This window comes from Aeromonas sp. S18(2024) (genome assembly GCF_041402525.1).
Classification (GTDB): Bacteria; Pseudomonadota; Gammaproteobacteria; order Enterobacterales; family Aeromonadaceae; genus Aeromonas; species Aeromonas enteropelogenes.
Genome location: NZ_JBGLQV010000009.1, coordinates 68363 through 92700, shown reverse-complemented (window position 1 = coordinate 92700; position 24338 = coordinate 68363). Strand labels below are relative to the sequence as shown.

General features: G+C 56.1%; 23 protein-coding genes. 9 read left to right on the top strand and 14 right to left on the bottom strand.

The window, feature by feature from the left end; all coding sequences use genetic code 11:
* Nucleotides 1–55 precede the first annotated feature (55 nt).
* Complete coding sequence (arcA, locus tag ACB034_RS15415) at nucleotides 56–1276, bottom strand: arginine deiminase (RefSeq protein WP_026456279.1); 1221 nt, start codon at nucleotides 1274–1276, stop codon at nucleotides 56–58.
* A 748-nt stretch (nucleotides 1277–2024) separates the two neighbouring features.
* On the opposite strand from arcA, the gene ACB034_RS15410 reads away from it, so the two are divergent.
* From ACB034_RS15410 to ACB034_RS15400, 3 genes are all read left to right on the top strand, one after another.
* Nucleotides 2025–2201 (top strand): hypothetical protein, encoded by a 177-nt coding sequence (locus ACB034_RS15410; RefSeq protein WP_371173191.1) that lies wholly within the window; start codon nucleotides 2025–2027, stop codon nucleotides 2199–2201.
* A 97-nt stretch (nucleotides 2202–2298) separates the two neighbouring features.
* Nucleotides 2299–2946: an AAA family ATPase gene (locus ACB034_RS15405; protein WP_026456280.1), complete on the top strand. Its 648-nt coding sequence runs from the start codon at nucleotides 2299–2301 to the stop codon at nucleotides 2944–2946.
* Between the two features lies 1 nt (nucleotide 2947).
* A complete protein-coding gene (locus ACB034_RS15400; RefSeq protein ID WP_042025272.1) occupies nucleotides 2948–3316 on the top strand; it encodes a hypothetical protein in 369 nt (122 codons plus the stop codon).
* A 666-nt stretch (nucleotides 3317–3982) separates the two neighbouring features.
* Here ACB034_RS15400 and hemN read toward each other — a convergent pair.
* The 4 genes from hemN to ACB034_RS15380 form a co-directional block, all read right to left on the bottom strand.
* Nucleotides 3983–5356, bottom strand: coding sequence for an oxygen-independent coproporphyrinogen III oxidase (gene hemN, locus ACB034_RS15395; RefSeq protein ID WP_371173190.1), 1374 nt, complete (start codon nucleotides 5354–5356; stop codon nucleotides 3983–3985).
* A 31-nt stretch (nucleotides 5357–5387) separates the two neighbouring features.
* On the bottom strand, nucleotides 5388–5828 hold the full coding sequence (locus ACB034_RS15390; protein WP_225634454.1) for a DUF2489 domain-containing protein: 441 nt from the start codon (nucleotides 5826–5828) through the stop codon (nucleotides 5388–5390).
* 11 nt (nucleotides 5829–5839) lie between these two features.
* The gene (gene yihI / locus ACB034_RS15385) at nucleotides 5840–6412 is read right to left on the bottom strand and encodes a Der GTPase-activating protein YihI (protein WP_216993246.1); all 573 of its coding nucleotides are present in this window, start codon (nucleotides 6410–6412) and stop codon (nucleotides 5840–5842) included.
* An 824-nt stretch (nucleotides 6413–7236) separates the two neighbouring features.
* Nucleotides 7237–7854, bottom strand: coding sequence for a cytochrome c (locus tag ACB034_RS15380; RefSeq protein ID WP_026456285.1), 618 nt, complete (start codon nucleotides 7852–7854; stop codon nucleotides 7237–7239).
* A gap of 142 nt (nucleotides 7855–7996) precedes the next feature.
* Here ACB034_RS15380 and yihA point away from each other — a divergent pair, with 142 nt between their 5' ends.
* Nucleotides 7997–8653, top strand: a complete 657-nt coding sequence (gene yihA / locus ACB034_RS15375) for a ribosome biogenesis GTP-binding protein YihA/YsxC (RefSeq protein ID WP_223379699.1) — start codon at nucleotides 7997–7999, stop codon at nucleotides 8651–8653.
* A gap of 778 nt (nucleotides 8654–9431) precedes the next feature.
* Here the strand turns inward: yihA and ACB034_RS15370 are convergent.
* From ACB034_RS15370 to ACB034_RS15335, 8 genes are all read right to left on the bottom strand, one after another.
* Nucleotides 9432–9692, bottom strand: coding sequence for a DUF1488 domain-containing protein (locus tag ACB034_RS15370; RefSeq protein ID WP_026458214.1), 261 nt, complete (start codon nucleotides 9690–9692; stop codon nucleotides 9432–9434).
* On the bottom strand, nucleotides 9689–10510 hold the full coding sequence (gene aroE / locus ACB034_RS15365; RefSeq protein ID WP_223379698.1) for a shikimate dehydrogenase: 822 nt from the start codon (nucleotides 10508–10510) through the stop codon (nucleotides 9689–9691). The genes ACB034_RS15370 and aroE overlap by 4 nt, the downstream gene beginning before the upstream one ends.
* 103 nt (nucleotides 10511–10613) lie before the next feature.
* A complete protein-coding gene (gene hemF, locus ACB034_RS15360) occupies nucleotides 10614–11522 on the bottom strand; it encodes an oxygen-dependent coproporphyrinogen oxidase (protein WP_223379697.1) in 909 nt (302 codons plus the stop codon).
* A 101-nt stretch (nucleotides 11523–11623) separates the two neighbouring features.
* Nucleotides 11624–12184 carry a Sua5/YciO/YrdC/YwlC family protein gene (locus ACB034_RS15355; RefSeq protein WP_042025283.1) on the bottom strand — a complete coding sequence of 187 codons (561 nt, stop codon included), beginning with the start codon at nucleotides 12182–12184 and terminating at the stop codon, nucleotides 11624–11626.
* Nucleotides 12185–12780: 596 nt separating this feature from the next.
* Nucleotides 12781–13338, bottom strand: coding sequence for a topoisomerase DNA-binding C4 zinc finger domain-containing protein (locus ACB034_RS15350; protein ID WP_371173189.1), 558 nt, complete (start codon nucleotides 13336–13338; stop codon nucleotides 12781–12783).
* 55 nt (nucleotides 13339–13393) lie between these two features.
* Nucleotides 13394–13867 (bottom strand): DUF494 family protein, encoded by a 474-nt coding sequence (locus tag ACB034_RS15345; protein WP_042072540.1) that lies wholly within the window; start codon nucleotides 13865–13867, stop codon nucleotides 13394–13396.
* A complete protein-coding gene (gene dprA / locus ACB034_RS15340) occupies nucleotides 13860–14975 on the bottom strand; it encodes a DNA-processing protein DprA (protein WP_371173188.1) in 1116 nt (371 codons plus the stop codon). The genes ACB034_RS15345 and dprA overlap by 8 nt, the downstream gene beginning before the upstream one ends.
* 1 nt (nucleotide 14976) lies before the next feature.
* Entirely contained in the window at nucleotides 14977–16068 is a 1092-nt protein-coding gene (locus ACB034_RS15335) for a LysM peptidoglycan-binding domain-containing protein (RefSeq protein ID WP_224210806.1), read from the bottom strand.
* Nucleotides 16069–16176: 108 nt separating this feature from the next.
* Here ACB034_RS15335 and def point away from each other — a divergent pair, with 108 nt between their 5' ends.
* The 5 genes from def to ACB034_RS15310 all read left to right on the top strand — a co-directional run bounded on the left by def (nucleotide 16177) and on the right by ACB034_RS15310 (nucleotide 21987).
* Nucleotides 16177–16689 (top strand): peptide deformylase, encoded by a 513-nt coding sequence (def, locus tag ACB034_RS15330; protein ID WP_026456707.1) that lies wholly within the window; start codon nucleotides 16177–16179, stop codon nucleotides 16687–16689.
* A 12-nt stretch (nucleotides 16690–16701) separates the two neighbouring features.
* Entirely contained in the window at nucleotides 16702–17646 is a 945-nt protein-coding gene (fmt, locus tag ACB034_RS15325; protein ID WP_371173187.1) for a methionyl-tRNA formyltransferase, read from the top strand.
* Between the two features lie 45 nt (nucleotides 17647–17691).
* The gene (gene rsmB / locus ACB034_RS15320; RefSeq protein WP_371173186.1) at nucleotides 17692–18984 is read left to right on the top strand and encodes a 16S rRNA (cytosine(967)-C(5))-methyltransferase RsmB; all 1293 of its coding nucleotides are present in this window, start codon (nucleotides 17692–17694) and stop codon (nucleotides 18982–18984) included.
* Nucleotides 18985–19071: 87 nt separating this feature from the next.
* Nucleotides 19072–20448 (top strand): Trk system potassium transporter TrkA, encoded by a 1377-nt coding sequence (gene trkA, locus ACB034_RS15315; RefSeq protein WP_042025290.1) that lies wholly within the window; start codon nucleotides 19072–19074, stop codon nucleotides 20446–20448.
* Between the two features lie 96 nt (nucleotides 20449–20544).
* The gene (locus ACB034_RS15310) at nucleotides 20545–21987 is read left to right on the top strand and encodes a TrkH family potassium uptake protein (RefSeq protein WP_042072547.1); all 1443 of its coding nucleotides are present in this window, start codon (nucleotides 20545–20547) and stop codon (nucleotides 21985–21987) included.
* Nucleotides 21988–22178: 191 nt separating this feature from the next.
* Here ACB034_RS15310 and typA read toward each other — a convergent pair whose 3' ends face one another.
* A complete protein-coding gene (gene typA, locus ACB034_RS15305) occupies nucleotides 22179–23990 on the bottom strand; it encodes a translational GTPase TypA (protein ID WP_026456607.1) in 1812 nt (603 codons plus the stop codon).
* Between the last annotated feature and the right edge of the window lie 348 nt (nucleotides 23991–24338).

Genomic DNA, 24338 nt, shown 5'->3' with positions numbered 1-24338 from the left:
GATCTCGTGTGCTTGTCTGTGTGGCGCCAGCCTCTGCCGGCGCCACGCCGTATCATCAGATGCTGTCGCGTTCCATCGGGCAGCTCATGCAGCGGGCGCCGCCGCGGCCACGGCCCAGTTCTTCACCCGGGATGGGCAGAACTGTGATGCCGGCTTTGTCGTACTTCTCGTTGGTGTAGGTGTTGCGCTCGTAACCCACGACCACGCCAGGACGTACGGTCAGTACGTTGTTGGCATCGTTCCACTGCTCGCGCTCGGCCTCGAAGCTGTCGCCACCTGTGGTGATGAGCTTGAGCTGATCCACACCCAGGGCCTTCTCGATGGCGGTGACGAAGTAACCCTCCTCTTTGATGTTCATGCCGGTAGCACCACCCGGAGTCAGGCTCCAGCAGTTCACATCTTTACGGATGACTTCCGGATAGACGGAGAAGGTGTCGATATCCATGTGGGTCATGACGGTATCCAGGTGCATGCAGCTGCGGTGTTTCGGCAGTTCCATGGCGATGACCTGTTTGGCCTGACCGTGCTTGAACAGGTTGCGGGCCAGGTGCTCAACCCCTTGCGGAGTGGTGCGCTCGGACATGCCGATGAGCACGGAGCCGCGGCCGATGACCAGTACGTCACCCCCTTCGATGGTGGAGTTGTCGTAGTCACGCTCCTCGTCACCGAAGTACTTGATGAAGTCCTGACCGGCGAACATGGGGTGCCAGCGGTAGATGGCCTTCACATGGTTGGTTTCGCGGCGACGAGCCGGTTTGGCCATCGGGTTGATGGAGACGCCACCATAGACCCAGCAGGAGGTGTCACGGGTAAAGAGATGGTTGGGCAGCGGCTCGATGATGAAATCGGTCGGTGCGTGCATGCCGACTACCATGTTGACGCCACTGTAAGGCATCTCGGAGTAAGTCAGGCCACCGGAAAGAATGCGGGCCAGCTCACGGTGCGGCATGTCAGCCAGGAAGCAGCGCACGTCGTTGGCAAAAGAAGTGCCGAGGCGATAGTCGGAGACCTGGTTTTGCAGCAGCCAGGCTTTGGCTTCTGGCACATCCAGGGTTTCAGCCAGCAGATTGGTCAGCAGGAAAACTTCGACATTCTGATCGCGCAGCACCTGAGCGAATTTGTCGTGCTCCTGACCGGCGCGTTCAACAGACAAGACGTCATCAAACAGCAGGTCCTGGCAGTTGGAGGGGGTCAGACGCTTCAGACTGAGGTTGGGGCGGTGCAACATGACACGGCGCAGTTGGCCAACTTCAGAACCTACATAAAATTTGCTCATGATTATATTCCGTTTAGCAGTGGTCCATGCGAGTGATTGAATAGATTCCTTCTATTCATGCTCGTGGCTAAGGCGGGATATTCTTTATGTAGGGTATTCGGCTTGTGTTCTATCCTGCCTTTGCCTTTCGAGAGCGAGGTTAGACCTGCCAATGAAGTTAAACTTAGACATTGATCACATTCACTCAGAACTGAATAAATTCACGAAGAGATCTTTGACTGGGGTAGCAGAAATGGCATTTCCCCATTCAGACAACATGAATAGATAGCTAAAAAAACGCCTCTAAATTTCATAAATGAATCTATTTGATTCAACCACTCCCTCTCTAAAGGGGTAATCAAAAACAATTAAATTGTTATATTTCAATAAATTAACTTCATCATTAGTTTTGATGTGAATTTTGCATTCACTTTTATGAATAATTCACTGCTTTTATTCCGCCATCGAGAGAAATAAATAGTCATATTTCAAATTCTCACTGCATAAATCTTTTCTTGCTCCAGATCATGGCATTGTCGTCACGCCCCATGAGCCTTGCCTCATATCCTCCTCCTGATGCCCGTCTTGCCCCATGAATATGCACACAGCCAGCATCTTGCCAATCAACCATTCATCCTACGACAAAGGGACCAGTTCGGCACTTTTTTCATTAATTGAATTTATTCATCCTCCTTGCGCCACTCCAAACCTCGGCTTAACTCAAAAAGTGATTTAGATCACATATAAACGGTATTAACAAGGAGTCGTTATGAAGATGAAATCCTTACTGCTGCTCGCCAGCCTGTTGCTGCCCGTGGTACCGGGTATCAGTCATGCGGAGGGAGCCCCAGCCATGCCCATGGTGGTCTGCCAGGTCGATCAAGCTCCCCAGATGCTGGTGCCCGAGTATGTCTGCCGCTGGCAAGGTGGCATCCAGCGTTACTAGCCCGCTGCGCGAGAGGAGCCATCTCCTCTCGCCTTGTCTTGAAGAAAGCCCCTCCTATACTCAAAACAGCTGTGTCATCAGGGAAAGGGGCGCGACAATGATCCTGCTGGTTGGTGGAGAGAAGGGAGGCAGCGGCAAGAGTTGCCTGGCACAAAATCTGGCTGTCTATCTCAGGACCCAGTTTCAGGGGGAAGTACTACTGGTCGACTGCGACCCGCAGCGCACCACCTCCGACTGGATCCAGGAGCGCAATGACAATCCCGACCTGCCCCAAATCAATTGCGTGCAGCTGTATGGCAATATCCGCAACGATCTCATTAGCCTGAAGAATCGCTACGACTACGTCATCGTCGATTGTGGCGGCCAGGATAACCGGGCATTACGCTCCACCATGGCAGTCGCTACCCATGCCCTGATCCCCCTTCGCCCCAAACGCCGCGATCTCAAGACCCTGCCGCATATGGAAGATCTCATTACGACCTGCAAAATGGTCAATCCGACCCTCAATGCGGCCGTGGTGCTGACCCAGTGCCCCGCCCTGCCCAACCAGGCAAAGCGTATTCTGGAGGCAAAGGAGGTCTGTGCATCGTTTGGCGTCGATGTACTCAATGCCATTACTTATGGCCGCAATGTCTACGACGACAGCGAGGAGAAGGGGCTCTCGGTAATGGAGATAGAGCCGGATGGCAAATCCGCCGAGGAGATCCGGACCATCGCCAAAGAATTTCTGACATTGGGAGTGTGATATGGGCCTTGCCGACCTGAAGAAAAAGCACCAGTTGCATCACCAGAAGAAATTTACCGTCGACGAGTTCATTGAGGACGCGGAGTTCTATGCCAAGGGGAAACCCAAGGTGGTCAGCTTGGAACTGAGCCTGCACAGGGATGAGGCTCTCTCGGCGTTGGCGTTCATCGAACGCGGCGACCATCTGAAGCCCAGCTATAAAAAGGCTACCTTCTCCATGAGTACGGCGGCCATCAGCGAGCTGGGCAGCCTGACACAACAGGATGGCATGAACAAATCTCTGTTGCTGCGCCTTTTCACCCACTACTTCGCCTCCCTTAGCCCTGAGGAGCGCCAGACCATCTATGAGCGACTGAACCAGCAACTTTAATACCCTCTTTCACCTCGCCATTACCTATGGCATCCCTCCTGACTTCATTCCTGGCAAGCCCCCTATCCGGTTGCACCAGCAACCAACCACTGCATGTAAGAGATCTGCCATACAAGCCGTAAGCAAATGCCGTAAAAGTTCCTCGAAATAATCGGAAAAGTCGATCCTAAAAAATGACAACAACACACTTAATTCATTGTTTTTATACAAAAAATAAAAACATTAGCACTTTCTTAAATTAGCAAAATAAAAACGTTTTTCACCCTGGCGTTGTACGCAACCGGAAAATCCTTATAGTTACTCATGCACGGACGCAATGAAGTCGGTCAGGAAGACTGGCTGCCAGGGTTGGGCAAATGGACTCACCACAGGATGTGGTAAAGGACACCTCCCGGGATGGAGAAAGTGCGGCGAGAAAGGATGACTCGTCAGGCCAAGATGGCTAAAGGACACCCCAAAGGATTGGGAAGGGGAAACCTAAAGGAAGAGGTAAACAGTCAGGGATTGCAGGGAGCAACTTCGTTCAAGGATCTGAGCGATACGACTACCGGGGGCGACACAAGTCGCCCCCATCTTTTTATCTGCGTTTTCCGCTCACCCCATATCGAGCGTGTTTCCCAGTCGCAAATACACAACGGGCGCCAAAATGGCGCCCGTTGTGTATTGTCAGATCACCCGCGAAAACTGCTGTTGGCGCGCCTTGTTACGCAAGTAGACATCGAAACACATGCAAATGTTGCGAATGAGCAGATGCCCCGTGGACGAAACTTCCAAGCCTTCATCGGTCATACGAACCAGGCCATCGTCGACAAAGGTCTGCAACAGCTTGAGGTCATCAGCGAAGTATTCTTTGAAAACCAGACCATGCTCTTGCTCTACCGCAGCAAAGTTCAGACGAAAATCGCAGATCAGCCGCTTGATCACCTCACGGCGGATCAGGTCATCCCGATTGAGCGAGCATCCCTTCCACTGGGCATGGCCCAGCTCGTTCACTTGGGCGTAATAGGCCTTGAGCTCTTTCTGGTTCTGGGAATAGGCATCGCCGATCATACTGATGGATGAAACCCCCAACCCCAACAGATCACAGTCCCCCTGGGTGGTATAGCCCTGGAAGTTGCGGTGCAGCTTGCCTTCACGCTGGGCCACAGCCAGCTCGTCATCAGGTTTGGCAAAGTGATCCATGCCGATAAACTGGTAACCCCGCCCGGTCAGGAAGGCGATGGTGTCCTGCAGCATGGCCAACTTCTCTTGTGGCGCAGGCATATCCTCTTCTTTCAGCTTGCGCTGGGCAGCAAAACGGCTTGGCAGATGCGCATAATTGAAGATGGAGAGACGCGCAGGATCCGTTTTGAGCACTTCTTCCAGGGTGTGATGGAAGCTGCCCTGATCCTGATGTGGCAGACCATAGATAAGGTCGAGGTTGGTAGAACGAAAACCGAGTTCACGCGCCCGCTCCAGCATGGCGCGAATAAAGTCGTTATCCTGTTCGCGATTGACGGCTAGCTGCACATCCTTGTTGAAGTCCTGCACACCCAGGCTGATGCGGTTGAAACCAACCTCCCGCAGTACATCCAGCATGGTGAGTTCGATCTCGCGGGGGTCGACCTCGATGCTGAACTCTCCCTGTTCGGCAAACCGGAAGTGTTCGCGCAACATGCCCATCAAACGACGGGTTTGGGGCTCGTTCAGATAGGTTGGTGTACCACCGCCCCAATGCAGTTGGGTCACCAGACGATGTTTGAACAGGGGGGCCTGCGCCTTGATCTCTTGCTCAAGGTGATCAAGGTATTCATCGGCCTTGTGCTGGTGGCGAGTGATCACCTTGTTGCAACCGCAGTAATAGCAAAGCTTGTGGCAGAAAGGGATGTGCACGTAGAGCGACAGATTGCGCTCGGGATACTGACTGGCGGCCTGGACAAAATCGCCGTAACCAAAGCTCTCATTGAACTCCAGCGCGGTAGGATAGGAGGTATATCTCGGGCCACTGTAGTTGTATTTTTCGATCAGGGCCTGATCCCACACAATCTGTTCTGCTTGCACGCTCGCTTCCTCTCTTCTTGTTATTGATGGCTCACTGACTCAACTGCAGATCTTTCAACTGGGCGACATCCTTGAGGAGCTGGGTTTCCAGCTCGGCTTCATAGCCACTGCGTTCAAGATCCAGCTTCATCACTTCGTTGCGTTTGAGCGCACGGCGTGCCTCGTGAGTCGGCATCTCTTTCACCTTCTCGTAGAGGCCATAAAGGCCCGGGAATTCAGCAGCAAAAGCGCGTCCTTCCTTGATCTGCAAGGCATCCAGCAGATTGGTCAGGCGAATAGCCCCTTCGGAATAATCACACTGTCCTTCCAACACGGCGTGGGCGATCACTCGCACGCTATCCAAGATCCGCTCGTTACGCGCATTGATCGCCTGTAACTGCATCTCTTGCTGCCGTTTCAGCCGGGCCAACAGCATGCCGGCATAAATCGCCAGACCTGACAAAATCAGGCCGCCCAACAGGGCGGCCAGCATCCATCCACTCATCACTTCTTCTTCGGTTCGGGTTGATAATCAACCTGGGTGAAACGATCCCACAGCTCCTCTTCAGAGGCCGGCTGCTGAGGTTCATCGTATTCAGCTTCCTCATCGGCGAAGGAGAACTCCTCTTCATCATCGTCGTTGTCGATGATGCCAAGTTCATCCATCAGCTCCTGATAACGATCAACACGCTGATCGACCCAGGCCTGCTCGGCGGCATCCAGCGTCTCACCGGCATCGAGACGATCCAGCAGGGCATTCAGACGATCATCATTCTCGATGGCCGCCAGTTCCTGCTCCGGAGTCATCGCCAGCTTCTTCTCTTTCACCGGCTTGGATGCTGCCGCCTTGATGCTCTTCTCTTCAACAATCAGAGCAATCGGCTTGCGAGAGCCGATACGGGGATCTTTTGCCTGTTTGGCGCCGGATTTTTTGCCTTGCTGTTCGACCTGCTGGCGAGAGCCCGCCTTCAGCCCCTTACGTTTGGCAGCCCGTTTACGCTCACGACCTTCCTGAGCACTGGCTTCTGATTCTTTGCGCTTGCCAGTAGGCTTGCGAGTGGGTTGTTTGGCAGACATGAATGGCTAACTCCGAAAATAACTTGGTTTGAACCCTATCCGGGGTGGTGTCACCCGGCGGGACACGATACGGGGAGCAGTGAGGCTGGAACAAGAGCAGGAACCCGCACCAATCCGGCCTTTTCAGGCCACTGAACACCGCAGGATCGGTATCCTCTGGGCATATTGCTGGCATTTTGACACAGAATGGCGGGCTGGGTTAATGACCCAACAGAAAAAAGGCAGCCGAAGCTGCCTTGATATGTGTATGCGAACACCTCCCGAAATGGCAAGACCGCGTATTTCATCCGTCCGTAACGGCAAATGATCACATCATATCCGGGTAGGGTCTTCCTGACCTTGTTATTGAGTCGTCCTGAATGTGCGTGTGCTTGCTTGACCCACGCCGACAACATCCTGTTATCGCGAAGGAGAATGCGCATCCCGCCCCCCCATCCCGCTCCGGAGATGGTCACCATCCTGATCCTTCAATCCCTTGCCGACTCCAAAGAGCCCATGGCGTCCACCATGCCTGACATCCTGTTGTCACTGCGTCCTGCAATGAGCCTTTCGGAGAAATCCTTTGCATTAATGGTATCAACACCATAAAGCGGCTCAATCACTCAGGGATCAATTCTATGCATCATAAAAGTGCATTTTCAATTTAACTACATGATTAATTGGGGCTATTTGAAAAGACACAGAGATATTTGAGCCTTGGCCGACCCGATAAATGGAAGATCTCTTACAAACAACAAGGACTATTACGAGAATGGAAAGGTGAAAGCAAAAACAACGGGGAACAGAAGCTCCCCGTTATGCAACTCTATGGTGAGATCGTTTAATCAGTGCAGTCCGGCAATATACTTGGACAACACATCGATATCTTGATCGGTCAGTTTCTTGGCCACATCGCGCATCATGCCATTCGGATCGTTATCCCGAGTGCCAGCACGGAACTTGGTCAACTGATCCTTGATGTAGGCCGGATGCTGCCCGGACAGATTCGGATACTTGGCCTGCTCGACTCCGGAACCACGCGGACCATGACAGGCGGTACAGGCAGCCAAACCACGACTCAAGTCGCCTCCCATATAGAGAGCCTTGCCTGCTTCGACGACATCGTCAGGGACGGCGATCGGCGTCACCTTCTGGCTGGAGAAATAAGCCGCCAGGTCATCCATGTCCTGTTCAGACAAAGGCAATGCCATCGGCCCCATCACGGGCGCGACCCGACCAGTTTGGCCGGAAGCGGCTGCCTTGAGTTCAATCAACTGCTTTTTGATATATGATGCGTGCTGACCAGCAATTTTGGGGTACATATCAACCAGGCTGTTTCCGTCCGGTCCATGACAAGCCGCACAAACGGCAGCCTTGGTCTGTCCCGCAGCGGCATCGCCTGTGGCTTGTGCCATCCCCGTTACGCCAACCATCAGAGCAAGAGTAATGACTAGGTTCTTCATGGCGTTCCAACTTTTCGTTATTAGGCTTCCAGATCCCATGCCGCTGAAGGCATGTTAAAATAAACGCGTTTAAGCGACGCCATTTTACACTATTTTACAAAAAAGTAACTCCATAACCCTCTATCTCCATAGGGAATTTACGTTGGATACACAAATTCTGAATTTCAATAAGGTGCATTTTGTGACCAGCGCACCCGACATCCGCCACCTGCCAAATGATGGGGGTGTCGAGATCGCGTTTGCAGGCCGTTCCAATGCCGGCAAGTCATCTGCTTTGAACACCTTGACCAAACACAAGAACCTGGCTCGGACCAGTAAGACCCCAGGTCGTACCCAGCTCATTAATCTGTTCGAACTGGAACCGGGCAAACGCTTGGTCGACCTGCCAGGCTATGGTTATGCCCAAGTTCCGCTGGAAATGAAGCTCAAGTGGCAAAAGTCACTGGCAGAGTATCTGCAGCGTCGTGAGTCATTGAAAGGACTGGTGATCCTGATGGACATTCGCCACCCGCTCAAAGACACCGATATGAATATGCTGGAGTGGAGTACTCACCGCGAGTTGCCGGTAATGCTGCTGCTGACCAAGGCGGACAAATTGAGCCCGGGCCCCCGCAACAATCAGGTGATCAAGGTACGTCAAGCTGTTGCCAGCCTGGGTCCGCAGATCCAGGTGGAAGCCTTCTCGTCACTCAGCAATATCGGCGTAGAAAAGCTGGCGAAGACCCTGACCGACTGGTATTTGGCTGATGCGGATGAAGGTCTCGTCGATGCCGACGAACAGGAGTCTAGCGAGGAGTAATCCGCTCCTCGTCTTTCCTTGCAATTGGCGGAGATCCCCCTCCGCTGATTGAAAGGGTTTCAGATTGATATTTTCTCTCCATTCTTTCTCCCCATCCCCACCCCTTACCCGCATCAAACAGATTCATTCTTAATTATCAGATAGATAGAGATTTAATTTTCACGGAGAATTAACCTTTCAAAATCCTGATATCGTTTTCACGCTGGTGCGTGCAAGAAGTAATAAAATCACCTAAAAAGACAATACTGTAATTTAATTACATTACACGTATGAGATGGGATAAAAATGAGGCCGAATGACTATGCTGTCACCCGGCCTGAAACAAGAAGTTCAAAAAATTGGGAAGAAGCTGATTCTTGAGAACCACGACGATAGGTATTTCCTCAAGAAGCACCTCATTCTAACAAATGCACAGGTAAATTAAAGCATTTACTCTAAATGCTGCGCATAAAAAAACACCCCGACGAGAATCTCATCGGGGCTGCTATTCAGCCACATTCAATTACGTGAAATAAAAGGTCTGAAAGATAGAACATCTTACCTCTGTACCCTACGCCGAGAATCGTACAACAAAGCAGCAAAAAGTGAAAGTAATTTATGTAATTAAATTCCAAACTCAAGATTGAACAAAAAATCTTTATTTTTCATTTAGATAAAAAAATCCCCAGTACGAATACCGGGGAGTTATAAAGGTGACTAGCTAGCACTTCCTCAACTATCTAGTTAGTCCACGGCGGGCCATAGAAGTTCCGACGCGAAGAAAAAAAACCTGAAAAAATCAAAGGTAGATGGCACCATCTTCGCCAAACTCTTGTTCTTCAATGAGTTTTTCCGCTATATCCTCAATGTCAAAGCGCACACTTTCGAATGCCCGCACTATGTCACCTTCCTTCGTCAGTACAAGCCCGGTCATTTTCTCCAGTCTGCGGCGGCTGATGTAGCAATTGATCAGCGCACCCATCTGCTGGGCTGGGAAGTGCACCCGCTGCTCTTGAGCTTGCCACTCCATCAAGTCGGGAAAAAGAATACCTTGGTTCATAGAATCCCCAGATTACGCTTCAGCTCTCTCAATACTTGTTTAGTACCTGGCCGGATGCCACGCCACACGGTGAACGCCTCTGCGGCTTGCTCCACCAGCATGCCTAGTCCGTCCATGGCATGACGGGCCCCCTGCTGCCTGGCCCAGGTGATGAAAGGCGTGTCCGTAGCACCATACATCATGTCATAGATGGCGATATCAGCATGGATCAGGGCAGGCGACAGCGGAGGCAACTCACCTTGCAAACTGGCAGAGGTTGAATTGATGACAAGATCGAAAGATCCGCTCAGCTGTTCATAAGTTTGCGCCGTTACCGCGCCCAAATCACTAAACTCGGCAGCCAGCTGTTCGGCTCTGGCGTGAGTACGGTTGGCAATCACCAGTTCGCCTGGTTGTTCTGCCAATAACGGTGCCAAGGCCCCACGAGCCGCGCCACCGGCACCCAGCAACAAGATCCGGCAACCAGCCAGAGACACCCCATGGGATTTCAGGTCGGCTACCAGGCCGGCGCCGTCGGTATTGTCTCCAAGCAACACACCATCGTCGGTCAGCTTGATGGTATTGACTGCCCCAGCCCGCTTGGCCCTGGGGCTCAGTTGATTCACCAATGCGAACGCCTGCTCTTTAAATGGCACCGTGACGTTGCACCCCTTGCCCCCCTGGGCAAAAAAATCGTGCAAAGCAGCAGCAAATTGATCGACGGCAGGCTCGGCCAGCCCGTACTCCAACTCTTGTTGAGTCTGTCTGGCAAACAAGGTGTGGATGAAGGGAGATTTGCTATGGCGCACCGGGTGGCCAAAAACCAGATAATGATCCATCAAAGCATTCCAGCAGAGAGCGATGTCCCGATTTAACGGGTTTTCCTTCTCAGGGACAAGCCGAATCTCGGCAACAGAAAGGGGCCGCAAGCGGCCCCTTTTGTCACAGCCACTCTCGAGGCGTGAGGTAATCGCTGTAGAGCAGGGCCTCCGGGCTACCAGCAGCAGGCTGCCAGTCATACTCCCAGCGCGCCAGAGGCGGCATCGACATCAGGATGGATTCGGTGCGCCCTCCTGTCTGCAGCCCGAACAAGGTGCCACGGTCATAAACCAGGTTGAACTCTACATAGCGGCCACGGCGGTAGAGCTGGAATTCTCGCTCCCGCTCACCATAGGACAAGGCCTTGCGTCGCTCGACAATCGGCAGATAAGCCTCGAGATAGCCTCGGCCCACCGCCTGCATGAAGGCGAAACAATCGGCAAATGGCCAACGGTTCAAGTCATCGAAGAATAGTCCCCCTACCCCACGCGTCTCGTTGCGATGCTTGAGATAGAAATAGCGGTCACACCACGCCTTGAACTCGGGGTAAATCTCCTCGCCAAAGGGCTGGCAAAGATCATGGGATATCTGATGCCAGTGCCGCACATCCTCTTCGAACGGGTAAAACGGCGTCAGATCGAAACCGCCCCCGAACCACCAGATGGGTTCTTCACCCTCTTTCTCGGCAATGAAAAACCGGACATTGGCATGACTGGTCGGTACATAGGGGTTGTGCGGGTGGATCACCAGCGACACCCCCATGGCTTCGAACCGGCGCCCCGCCAACTCGGGACGATGGGCTGTCGCCGATGCCGGCATCGCATCACCATAAACGTGGGAGAAGTTGACCCCACCCTGCTCAATGACGGCGCCATGGCGCAGCACCCGGGTACGGCCACCGCCGCCCCCCTCGCGCAACCAGGCATCCTCAACAAAGTGTCCAGTGCCATCGGCCTGTTCCAGACCACGACAGATTTCGTCCTGTAGCTGCAACAGGAAGGCCTTGACCTTGGCCACATCCGGTTTGCTCATCTTGTCTCCAGTGAGGCAGGATCTGTTCGCCCTGTCCTTGTTATTGTGCGATTGTGGCGCCCTCGACGCCCGTCATAGCCAAGCCAGGTTCACCACCCGGGTCAGGAAGCCCGGATGATGGCGCCGGTTCTGGCATCCTTGATTTCTGATGGATTCGCCTGACCACCAACTTCTCCGGGTAGAATATAGGCCAGCTGACTGGCCAGCAATTCTCCGATATCCGCCACCCGGCGGGCAGGCTCCTCACCGGTCAGGTTGGCACTGGTAGAGACCAGCGGCTTGCCAAAAGCACGGCACAGGGCCTGCACCTGAGGATGCGCCGTCACCCGAACAGCCAGAGTATTGAACTGGCCAGTCAACCATGAAGGGGTATTTGGTTTGGCGGGCATGATCCAGGTAAAGGGGCCAGGCCAGCTCTCTTCAACCCGTTGACGCTGTTCATCGCTCAGCTGATCCAGGTCGATATAATCCTGCAACTGCGCCAGCTCGGCTGCGATCAGGATAAGGCCCTTCTCCACCGGACGTTGCTTGATGGCCAGCAAGCGCTGGACCGCCGGCTCGGAATCAGGATCACAACCCAGACCAAATACGGCCTCGGTGGCATAGGCAATCACCCCTTCCTGGCGAAGGGCGGCAACGGCGAGTTCAAATTCGTTGGACATAACACATGCGGCAGTCGGGCTGCCACCTCATCATTGGGTTGAACCTGTTACATGACCGCCACCGCTGTGATCGTACTTTCCGGAGAGGAAAATAGCGCTCAATCGGATAACAGCCACATCATTTAATCTACGTTGAGTCGTACTTGCAGTGCGGCATCCCTGGCTACCGTCTCCTCGACCTTGAGCTGGCGTTTGGCACACCCTTGGCTGCCCACGCATCATCCCTCACCACCAGCATCTGAGCAACCAGCTCTTTGAGTAAACCGCTATCGATGGGAACACCAATCATGGAACGGGCGCGATGCTAGCAATGGCCTGTCTGATGAACAGTCCAGCCAATGGCACATTATTGAGAACTGGCAGCCACGGGCCTCTAGGTCGGTCACCGACTGGGAGATGACTGGCAAAGTACGGAGATGACACTGACTGCAGCCTTGATCTCAAACGAGTTGAGCTTATCGAGAGCAGTCTGTATTACGGGAAAGGTTGGATCAGAACCCATTGATACGTTAATGAAAGGCTATGTATGGCAGGTATTACACTAACCTAAGGAATTGAATTTACTAGCAATGCCGCAACTTGGTTGTGCAGCTGACTTATAACCGCTCACTTTGATGGCCACATTTCTTCTGCGGGCACACCCAGCGCAACGCCCCCCTCACTTTTTTCTCCACCATAATGCCCCAACCACACTCGGGACATGGCATGGGGATGGGTTTGTCGTTCACCACATATTTGCAATGGGGGTAAGCATCACAGGAGTAAAACTGCTTGCCATAGCGGGAGGTTCGGCTCACCAGATGCCCCTTGACACAATCAGGACACAGGATCTGGGTGTCATCGCTTTCCTGCAGGGATTCGATATGCTGGCAGGCCGGATACTGGGTGCATCCCACAAACAAGCCATAACGCCCCTTTTTGATCGCCAGGGGATGACCACAATCCGGGCAGGCCGAACCTTCGAGCACTTTCTCTATGTCGCGACCGGATGGCGTCAGGGAGCGGATATAGTCGCAGGAAGGGTAGGCGGAGCAGCCAAGAAACAAGCCATGTTTGCCCTGACGGATCACCAGCTCGGCGCCACATTGCGGGCAGGGCTCGCGCTCGAACGCATGCTCATGGGCAGAGAAGAGGTGGTGATCGATTTTTGACATGTGCCGCGCCTTGAAATCCAGATGCTCCAGATTCTACCAGCGCGGCGGCGGACTGTCAGTGGATGACGCCGTCTGACTCGTCAAACACCAGCTCTTCCATCTGCTGATAGGCATTTTCACTACCGGGAACGTTGAACAGCACCATCATGACCACCCATTTCAGGTCATCCAGCTCGATATCCGGCTTGTCCAGCTCGAGCAGGCGCTCGATGCAGATTTCACGGGTTTCGGCATTCAGTACCTGAGCCTGCTCCAGGAAGAGCAGGAAGCCACGACATTCCGTGCTGAGGCGAGCCAGCTCTTGCGGGGCGTAGATACGCATCGAGCCTTGCGCGCTGGCGGAGACGTACACCTCCCGCTCGCTATCATGCAGATTGGCCAGCCGCTCCAGCCAGCTGAGCGCTTTTTCGATCTCGTCTTTGTCGAAACCGGCACGGCTCAACTCGTCGGTGAGCTCGTCCTGTTCCACCATCACATCTGCATCGCTGTGGATGTAGGTCTCGAAAAGGTACATCAATACATCAAACATGATTCGCCCTCCTCGTTCTGACGTATCCACCGGCTACCGCCATCACTGCCCCGGCCAGTTCCAGCTCCACCAACTTGCCCAGTACCACTTCGACAGGGAGCTGAGTCCGTTCGGCGACGGTATCCACGCTCGTGGTCTCATAACCTACGTTATCCAACAAATCGGCATAAGGCAATTCGCTATTAATCTGTGGCGCAGGAGCCACTCGTTGCCTTTGCCAAGATCCCATCAACATGGGCAGCTCTTCCACTATATCGGCCGCATTCAGCACAAGTTTGGCACCTTGTTGAATTAATCTGTTGCAGCCCGTCGCTTGTTCATTTTGAGGGGCACCGGGAACCGCAAAAACCTCGCGCCCCTGCTCAAGCGCATAACGAGCGGTGATCAGCGAGCCACTCTGCTCGGTCGCCTCCACCACCAGAGTCCCCAAAGAGAGGCCGCTGATAATACGATTGCGACGGGGAAAATGCTCGGCAAGCGGCCCCTTGTCCGGCGCAAACTCGGAGACAAGCAAACCACCACGCTCCAGGATACTAACCGCCAGTCCCTGATGACGCTTGGGATAGATGCAGTCAAGGCCGGAGCCCAATACGGCAAGTGTGACACCGCCACCCGTCAAGGCCTGCTGATGACAGATGCCATCGATCCCCAGCGCCAGTCCTGAGGTTATCGCCAGCCCGCACGCTACCAGCTCGGCACACAGACGCGCAGCATTGTCTTTGCCGGCATAGGTAGGATGACGGGTGCCGACCATGGCCAGCTGCGGCAACACCAGGGCTGACAAATCACCACGACAATAGAGCAACAAGGGGGCCGCCGGGATTTCACCCAGCAAAGCCGGGTAGGCCGGATGATCACGAGGAACAAGATGATTACCGGGATCACAGGCCCACCTCAGCCCCCCTTCAACAACCGGTGATGGCCATCTTAACTGTCTGATCTGCTCGGAAGAGAGCCCCATGCCATGCAGACTGGCTTCATCGCTCTCAAACAATGTCAGGATGTCGCCACCCACCCGTTCCAGCAAACGAGAAGCCGTCACAGGGCCGATCCCCGTGACGGCTTCCAATGTCAGCCAGAGGGCCAGCCGCCCGTCGGGATAGTTCACCTCAGAAATGGGTAACCTGATAACCCGAACTCACCATGTCGTTGCTCTGCATGATGAGACCGTAACTCAGCTTGTCATACACCTTGAACAACATGACTCTGGCAATGGCTTCAGAAGGCAGAGCCGCTTTGCGGTTGTTGCTGTGAAACACCTTGTCATAGACAGATGACAGCTCTCTGTACTGCACCTTGCCACTCTTGGTCACCAAGCCGGCACCCGGGCGACGTATGTCCAGCACATCCCCTGCCGACAACAGATCCCGGCTTCCCTTGTTGATCAGCACCACGTCAAATTTGCCACCACCACGGGTCTTGTTGGGCAAGTCGATAACATAGCCCGGAGTAATGGTCGGCGCCGCCTTCGGCATAAATACCGCTGGCAAATTCTCCTGCTCGGGCAACACCATCACCTTGTCACCCTGCATGACTTCACGCTGGTTATGGGTCAGGGTTGCCTCGGTCCTGTTGCCATCCAGGCGGGCCACGGCACGGATCGTGCCAGCAAAAATCGCTTCCTGGCCAAGCAATTCACCCGTGTCGCGATCCTTGTAGATGACGCCGGGATGATAGATGCCATAATTCTGGCCCGGTACCAGATCTCCTTGCACGTAGAGGGTATCCCCCTCCAGCATGCCAATATGTTTCTTGTCCGACCCCAGCACATAAGGCAGGCTCTTCTGCTGGCGAGTGTCCGCCAGAATATGATCGGTTTGCAGGAAGGGGCCTATCTCGCTGATGGGCAGCGTGGGAATCGGGTTGGCCTTGTTCTCGTAACGGCTCTTGGGGCTGAGACGGATGACCTGCTTGCCCCCCTGCGTCGCTTTGCCCAAGCGTGGTTCGCCATTGACCCAGCTCAGGTGCAGCACATCACCGGGGTAGATCCAGTGCGGATTGGCAATCTGCGGATTGATGTTCCAGAGACGGGGCCAGAGCCAGGGCTCGGCCAGATACTTGCCGGAGATATCCCACAGGGTGTCTCCTTTCTGCACCACATAGCTCTCGGGGTAGCCTGCTTTCAGCTTCAGCTGATCGGCCAGAATGCCCTGACTCACGGTGGCCAGCAGGCAGGCAAAGATGGTTTGCTTCAGATACATAACACTCCCTGTTACTTCTGCGCGCAAAGTGTTGCTGTTTTTTGTCGGCGTAAATGACTAGAATTACGCCAATATTGACTGCATTTATACGAAACTAAAGAAAAAACTATGGCCATTCTAGATGTATTGCGTTTCCCCGATGAGCGTCTGCGTACAATCGCAGCCCCTGTCGAGACCTTTACACCCGAGTTACAACAGATTGTAGATGATATGTTCGAAACCATGTACGCGGAGGAAGGCATTGGCCTGGCCGCGACTCAGGTCGACATTCATCAGCGCATCATAGTGATCGATGTCTCTGAAAACCGTGAACATCCTCTGGTATTGATCAACCCGGAGATAATTGCGCAGAGTGGCAGCACTGGTATCGAAGAAGGCTGTCTCTCCGTCCCGGGCAGCCGGGCTCTGGTTCCCCGTTTCGAACAGGTCAAGATCCGGGCTTTGGATCGTCACGGCAAGCCCTTTGAACTGGAGGCCGACGATCTGCTCGCCATCTGCATCCAGCATGAGATGGATCATCTCATGGGCAAACTCTTTGTGGATTACTTGTCGCCGCTCAAGCGCCAGCGCATCCGCCAGAAGCTGGAAAAAATGGCCCGAGAAGATCGCAAAGCCCTTTGAGGATCTGCTGCATTGAATAAGTTGAAACTGATTTTTGCCGGTACTCCCGACTTCGCCGCCCGTCACCTGGCGGCGTTGTTGTCTTCCGACCATGAGGTCGTCGCCGTTTACACCCAGCCGGACAAGCCGGCCGGCCGCGGCCAGAAACTCACCGCCAGCCCGGTCAAGGAACTGGCCCTCGCCCATAATCTGCCGGTCTACCAGCCCGCCTCCCTGCGCAACGAAGAGGCGCAGGCTGAACTGGCGTCACTGGGCGCCGATCTGATGGTCGTGGTGGCCTATGGCCTGATCTTGCCCAAGGCCGTGCTCGATACCCCGCATCTGGGTTGCATCAATGTGCATGGCTCCCTGCTGCCGCGCTGGCGTGGTGCTGCTCCTATTCAGCGTGCCATCTGGGCTGGCGATGCCGAGACCGGCGTGACCATCATGCAAATGGATGTGGGGCTGGATACCGGCGCCATGATCCGCAAGGTGAGCTGCCCCATCGCAGCCGACGAAACCTCCACCAGCCTCTATGACAAGCTGGCAGAGCTGGGCCCGCAGGCACTGGTCGACACCGTCGATGCCATGGCTGCCGGCAACACGACTACCGAGCCGCAGGACGATGCCCTGGCCAACTATGCCCAGAAGCTCTCCAAGGAAGAGGCCCGCATCGACTGGACGATGGACGCCGTCGCTATCGAGCGCTGCATCCGCGCCTTCAATCCCTGGCCCATCAGTTGGTGCGAGGTCGCCGGCCAGACCATCAAGGTGTGGCAGGCCGAGGTCATTGAGCACGAACACGGCCAGAGTGCCGGCACCCTGCTCAAGGCCGACAAGCAGGGGATCGATATCGCCACCGGCAAGGGTGTGCTGCGCCTGCTGACCCTGCAACCGCCCGGCAAGAAAGCCATGTCCGTCACGGATCTGCTCAACTCTCGCCGCGACTGGTTTGAACCCGGCACGCAATTGAATTGAAACAAGCGGGGCCCAGGCCCCGACTTGCGCATCTAAGGTTATCATATGAAAACACGTGCACAGGCCGCTCTCGTCATTCAACAGGTGCTGGATCAGGGCCAGTCCCTCTCAGCCGTACTGCCTGCTGCTCAAGAGAAGGTTGCGCCTCGCGATCGCGCCCTCCTGCAAGAACTCTGCTACGGCACCCTGCGCTGGCTGCCCCGCCTCGATGCGGCGGTCGGCGAGATGATGGACAAACCGCTCAAAAACAAGAGCCGCATCTTTCACTACCTGATCCTGGTCGGCCTCTACCAGCTTATCTACACCCGCATCCCGGCCCACGCCGCCGTGGCCGAGACCGTCAATGCCGTCAAGCTGCTCAAGGGATCTTCCTTGCGCGGCCTCATCAACGGCGTGCTGCGCAACTTCCAGCGCAGCGCCGAAGTCATTCTGCTGCGCATCGACCGCGTCCCCAGTATTCGCCTCGGTCATCCCGAGTGGCTCACCAAGCGCCTGCGTCAGGCCTATCCCGACGAGTGGGAATTCATCATGGAGGCCAACAACCTGCGCCCTCCCATGTGGATCCGCAACAACGGCCAGCGCCAGAGCCGCGACCAGATGCTGGCGCGCATGGCCGAAGCCGGCATCAATGCGGTAGCTGGTGAAGAGGGTAAGGATTGCATCCTGCTGGAACGCCCCTGCGACGTGGCGAAGCTACCCGGTTTCGAGGTGGGTGACTGCTCGGTACAGGATGGCGCGGCCCAACAGGCCGCCGCCCTGCTCGACCCGCAGCCGGGTGAGTGGGTGCTGGATGCCTGTGCCGCCCCTGGCGGCAAGACAGCACACCTGCTGGAGCGCCAACCCAAGCTGGCAGGCGTTGTCGCGGTAGATGCCGACGAACACCGCCTGACTCGAGTACGGGAAAACCTGGAGCGCATCGGCCTCACCGCCCAAGTGATCCACGGCGATGCCAGCGCGCCGGAACAGTGGTGGCCAGAGGGGCAGTTTGATCGCATCCTGCTGGATGCCCCCTGCTCCGCGACCGGCGTCATCCGCCGTCACCCCGACATCAAGTGGCTGCGCCGGGATCAGGACATCCGTGAGCTGGCTGAGCTGCAGCGCCGCATCCTCAACGCACTCTGGGCAAAGCTGAAGAGCGGCGGTACCCTGCTCTACGCAACTTGCTCCGTACTGCCGGAGGAGAATCGCGAACAGATCCGCGCCTTCCTGGCGGCAACGCCGGATGCCACCCTGGTGCCACTGCACGCAGAGGACACGCCGGAGTGCCCGGGGCGTCAGTTCCTGCCGGGCGAGGCCGAGATGGACGGCTTCTACTATGCCAAGCTGATCAAGCAGTGAGCCCGGCATGTCCGGCATCATTCGGGAGTCCCGCCTGGCCTGTGCTGGCGGCCCCTTTTACCGCACCAACGTGAGTAAACGGTCCGTATGAAGATCATCATTTTGGGCGCCGGCCAGGTCGGCGGCACCCTGGCCGAGAACCTGGCCGGGGAGAACAACGACATCACCATCGTTGATACCGACAGCGAGCGGCTGCGCGAGTTGCAGGACAAGTTCGATCTGCGGGTGGTCAATGGCCACGGCGCCCACCCCAAGGTGCTGCGCGAGGCTGGGGCCCAGGATGCCGACATGCTGGTAGCCGTCACCAACAGCGACGAAACCAACATGATCGCCTGCCAGGTGGCCTACTCCCTGTTCAACACGCCGAACAAGGTGGCGCGGATCCGCTCGCCGGCCTATCTGACCGAGCGGGATCGTCTGTTCTTGCCGGAATCCGTGCCGGTGGATCACCTGATCGCCCCCGAGCAACTGGTGACCGACTATGTGCGGCGCCTCATCGAATATCCGGGGGCTCTGCAGGTAGTGGATTTCGCCGGTGGCCGGGTCGGCCTGGTGGCGGTCAAGGCCTACTACGGCGGCCCGTTGGTGGGCAATGCCCTCTCCACCCTGCGTGAACACATGCCCAACATCGAGACCCGGGTGGCGGCCATCTTCCGTCAGGGACGCCCCATCCGCCCGCAAGGCACCACCATCATAGAAGCGGATGACGAGGTCTTCTTCGTCGCCGCCGCCGGCCATATCCGTGCCGTGATGTCGGAGCTGCAGAGACTCGAGAGCCCCTACCGGCGCATCATGATCGTCGGGGGCGGCAATATCGGCGCCGGCCTCGCTCGCCAGCTGGAGAAGCGCTATAGCGTCAAGCTGATCGAGCGCAACCTGAAGCGGGCCGAGCAACTCTCCGAGTTGCTGGAGAACACCATCGTCTTCTGCGGCGATGCGGCGGATCAGGAGCTGCTGGCGGAGGAGCACATCGACCAGATCGATGTCTTCATCGCGGTGACCAACGAGGACGAGGCCAACATCATGTCGGCCCTGCTCGCCAAGAAGATGGGCGCCAAGAAGACCATGGTGTTGATCCAGCGCGGCGCCTACGTGGATCTGGTGCAGGGTGGCTCCATCGACATCGCCATCTCGCCCCAGCAGGCCACCATTTCGGCCCTGCTGACCCACGTGCGACGGGCCGATATCGCCAACGTCTACAGCCTGCGCCGCGGTGCCGCCGAGGCCATCGAGGCTATCGCCCACGGCGACGAAAACACCTCCAAGGTGGTGGGCAAGACGGTGGGCGAGCTCAAGCTGCCGCCCGGCACCACTATCGGTGCCGTGGTTCGGGGGGATGAAGTACTGATCGCCCACGACCGCACGCAGATCCAGCAAGATGACCATGTGGTCATGTTCCTGGTGGACAAGAAGTACATTCCGGAAGTGGAGCGGCTGTTCCAGCCAAGCCCCTTCTTCCTGTAACGTTCAAATGCGTACAGACAGCCAAATCCGACCCGGCCTGCTCCCTCCAAGGGAATGGTCCGGGTCTTTTTTTAATCAACGACCAGGTTATCCGGCATGATCAAGCTGCGACCTATCATCTTCACCCTCGGACTGGTGCTCTCCAAGCTGGCGCTCTTCATGTGGCTGCCCACCCTGCTGGCACTGCTGACCGGCTCCGAAGGCTTCGTCGAATTTCTCAAGTCGGTGCTCATCACCCATGGCGCCGCCCTGCTCTGCCTCCACTATGGCCGCAAGGCGGAGTTTCACCTCGGGGTGCGGGAGATGTTTCTGCTCACCACCTCGGTCTGGGTGGTGGCCTGCGTCTTCGGTGCCTTGCCGTTCGTTTTCATCACTCACATCACGTTTGCTGACGCCTACTTCGAAACCATGTCGGGAGTGACCACCACCGGCTCCACCGTGCTCTCCGGGCTCGACAACATGGCCCACAGCATCCTGTTGTGGCGATCCATCCTGCAGTGGCTCGGCGGGGTCGGTTTCATCGTGATGGCGGTAGCAGTACTACCCTACCTCAACGTCGGTGGCATGAAGCTGTTCCAGACCGAAAGCTCGGATTGGTCCGACAAGAGCGCTCCGCGCGCCAAAACGGTGGCCAACAATATCGTCGTGGTCTATCTGGTGCTCTCCATGCTCTGCTTCATGGCCTACTGGGCGAGCGGCATGACCATGTTTGAGGCGGTCAATCACGCCATGACTACCCTGAGTACCGGCGGCTACTCCACTTCTGACCAATCCATGTCCCACTTCTCCCCCTCTGCCCACTGGATCGGTACCGTCTTCATGTTCCTGGGCGGCCTGCCCTTCCTGCTTTATGTGCAGAGCCTCAATCACAGGGACTACAGCCTGTTCAAGGATGCCCAGGTGCGGGGCTTCTTCTGGCTGGTGGTTTGGGTCACCCTCATCATGACCCTCTACCTGTGGCAACGGGACGTATTCGATTTCTGGGACGCCCTGCGCATCAGCAGCTTCAATATCGTCTCTGTACTCACCACCACGGGTTACGGCCTCGGCGACTTCGGCACCTGGGGGCCGCTCACCAGCATTCTCTTCATCGTGCTGCTGGCGCTGGGGGCCTGCTCCGGCTCGACGGCGGGGGGGCTGAAGATATTCCGTATTCAGGTTGCCTTCGCCCTGTTCAAGAAGCAGATGCGCCAGCTGATGCACCCCTCCGCCGTGTTCCCACAGAAATACAACGGCCGCACCGTCAATGACGCCATCATCCGCTCCATGATCTCCTTCGTGCTGGCCTACTTCGCCATCATACTGGTGATCGCGGCCCTGCTCGGCGCCATCGGGCTGGATCCGCTCACCTCCATCTCCAGCGCCATCACGGCGGTGGCCAACGTAGGCCCCGGGATGGGACCTGTGGTCGGTCCCAGCACCAACTTCGCCAGCCTGCCCGATTCGGCCAAGTGGTTGATGTCGTTCGGCATGCTGTTGGGACGCCTCGAGATCCTGACCGTCGCCGTGCTCTTCTTCCCCTCGTTCTGGCGCCAGTAAACGCTACCGACGAGTCAATGAAAAAGCCGCGAGTCTCACGACCCGCGGCTTTTGTATATCCGCTGCCCCTATCTCGCCATCAGTAATGCATGGGTTGAACAGCGCAGTGCCAGACAATAAAAACGGGCCCAAACCAGAGGTTTGGGCCCGCTTGCCTGCATGGAGTGGCCATGGCCACTCAACGCATCATATCAACCACGACCGGCGCGCTTGCGATCCAGCTCGGTCAGCAACTTCTTGCGAATGCGGATGCTCTTCGGAGTCACTTCTACCAGTTCGTCGTTGTCGATGAACTCGAGGGCCTGTTCCAGAGACATGCGGATCGGCGGAGTCAGTACCTGGGCTTCGTCGGTACCAGAGGCACGCATGTTGGTCAGCTGTTTGCCCTTCAGGCAGTTGACGGTCAGGTCGTTGGAGCGAGAGTGGATACCGATCACCTGGCCTTCGTACACTTCGGTCGCGTGACCGATGAACAGACGACCACGGTCCTGCAGACCGAACAGGGCGTAGGTCAGGGCCTTGCCGGTTGCGTTGGAGATCAGCACGCCGTTCTGACGCTCACCGATGTTGCCACCCTTGTGCGGACCGTAGTGGTCGAAGGTGTGGTACAGCAGACCGGTACCTGAGGTCAGGGTCATGAACTCGGTCTGGAAGCCGATCAGGCCACGGCTCGGGATCATGAAGTCGAGGCGAACACGGCCCTTGCCATCCGGGGTCATGTTGGTCATTTCGCCTTTACGCAGACCCAGTTGCTCCATGACGGAACCCTGGTGCGCTTCTTCCACGTCCACGGTGACGGTTTCGAACGGTTCTTGCAGTTCGCCATCGACGGTGCGCAGGATAACTTCCGGACGGGATACCGCCAGCTCGTAGCCTTCGCGACGCATGTTTTCGATCAGGATGGAGAGGTGCAGCTCACCACGACCGGATACGCGGAACTTGTCCGGATCATCGGTCTCTTCCACGCGCAGGGCCACGTTGTGGACCAGCTCCTGGTTCAGACGCTCCAGGATGTTGCGGGAGGTGACGAACTTGCCTTCTTTACCGGCGAACGGCGAGGTGTTGACCTGGAAGGTCATGTTCACGGTCGGCTCGTCAACGGAGAGCGGCGGCAGCGCTTCAACGGCACCGGTGTCGCAGATGGTGTCGGAGATCTTCAGCTCGCCCAGACCGGTGATGGCGATGATGTCGCCCGCTTGCGCGTCGGTCACTTCGGTACGGGACAGACCCAGGTAACCCAGCACCTGGCCAACCTTGCCATTGCGGGTCTTGCCATCGGCGCCAACCACGGTCACCTGCTGGTTGGTCTTGACGCGACCGCGGGTGATGCGGCCGATACCGATAACACCCACGTAGGAGTTGTAGTCCAACTGGGAGATTTGCATCTGGAATGCGCCGTTGGTGTCAGCTTTCGGAGCTTCCACGTTATCGACGATGGCCTGGAACAGGGGTTCCATGTTCTCGGACGGAGTGTCCAGATCCATGGTGGCCCAACCGTTCAGTGCAGAGGCGTAAACAACTTTGAAGTCCAGCTGCTCGTCAGTGGCACCCAGGTTGTCGAACAGGTCGAATACCTGATCCATTACCCAGTCAGGACGGGCACCCGGACGGTCAACCTTGTTGATCACCACGATCGGCTTCAGACCCTGGGCGAATGCCTTCTGGGTCACGAAGCGGGTTTGCGGCATAGGGCCGTCTACCGCGTCAACCAGCAGCAGCACGGAGTCAACCATGGAAAGTACGCGCTCAACTTCACCACCGAAGTCGGCGTGACCCGGGGTATCCACGATGTTGATGCGGTAGTCGTTCCAGCGGATCGCAGTGTTCTTGGCGAGAATGGTGATGCCACGTTCCCGTTCCAGATCATTGGAGTCCATGATCCGTTCCTGACCTTCCGTGGAGCGGTCCAGGGTACCGGACTGCTGCAGCAGCTTGTCCACCAGCGTGGTTTTGCCGTGGTCAACGTGCGCAATAATCGCAATATTGCGTAAATTATCTAACATTCTCGCCTCAATACACCGGGTAAAATTGGGCGCTAATTGTACTCTCGCCTTTGTGATCTGCCTAGCAGAATTGCAGTACATTCGCGCACATCAACGGATCTGGATCATAGACCCGTCCCACAAAGCCTGCTTGGGCGTCTCGTGACTCCGTTATTGCGCACCATTTCAGTGCACCAAAACGATCCAGTGGCGCACTAATTTGATGCATTCCGACGCGAAAGCGCCTACTTTTGGGGAGCCATCCTGCCGGGACTGCCCTGAAATCAAGCTGTCACAAACTTGGCACGATACTGGCTTATGTGAATACGACGACGCATTCACCCAAAAGAGTTTTAACACCGGAGGTTA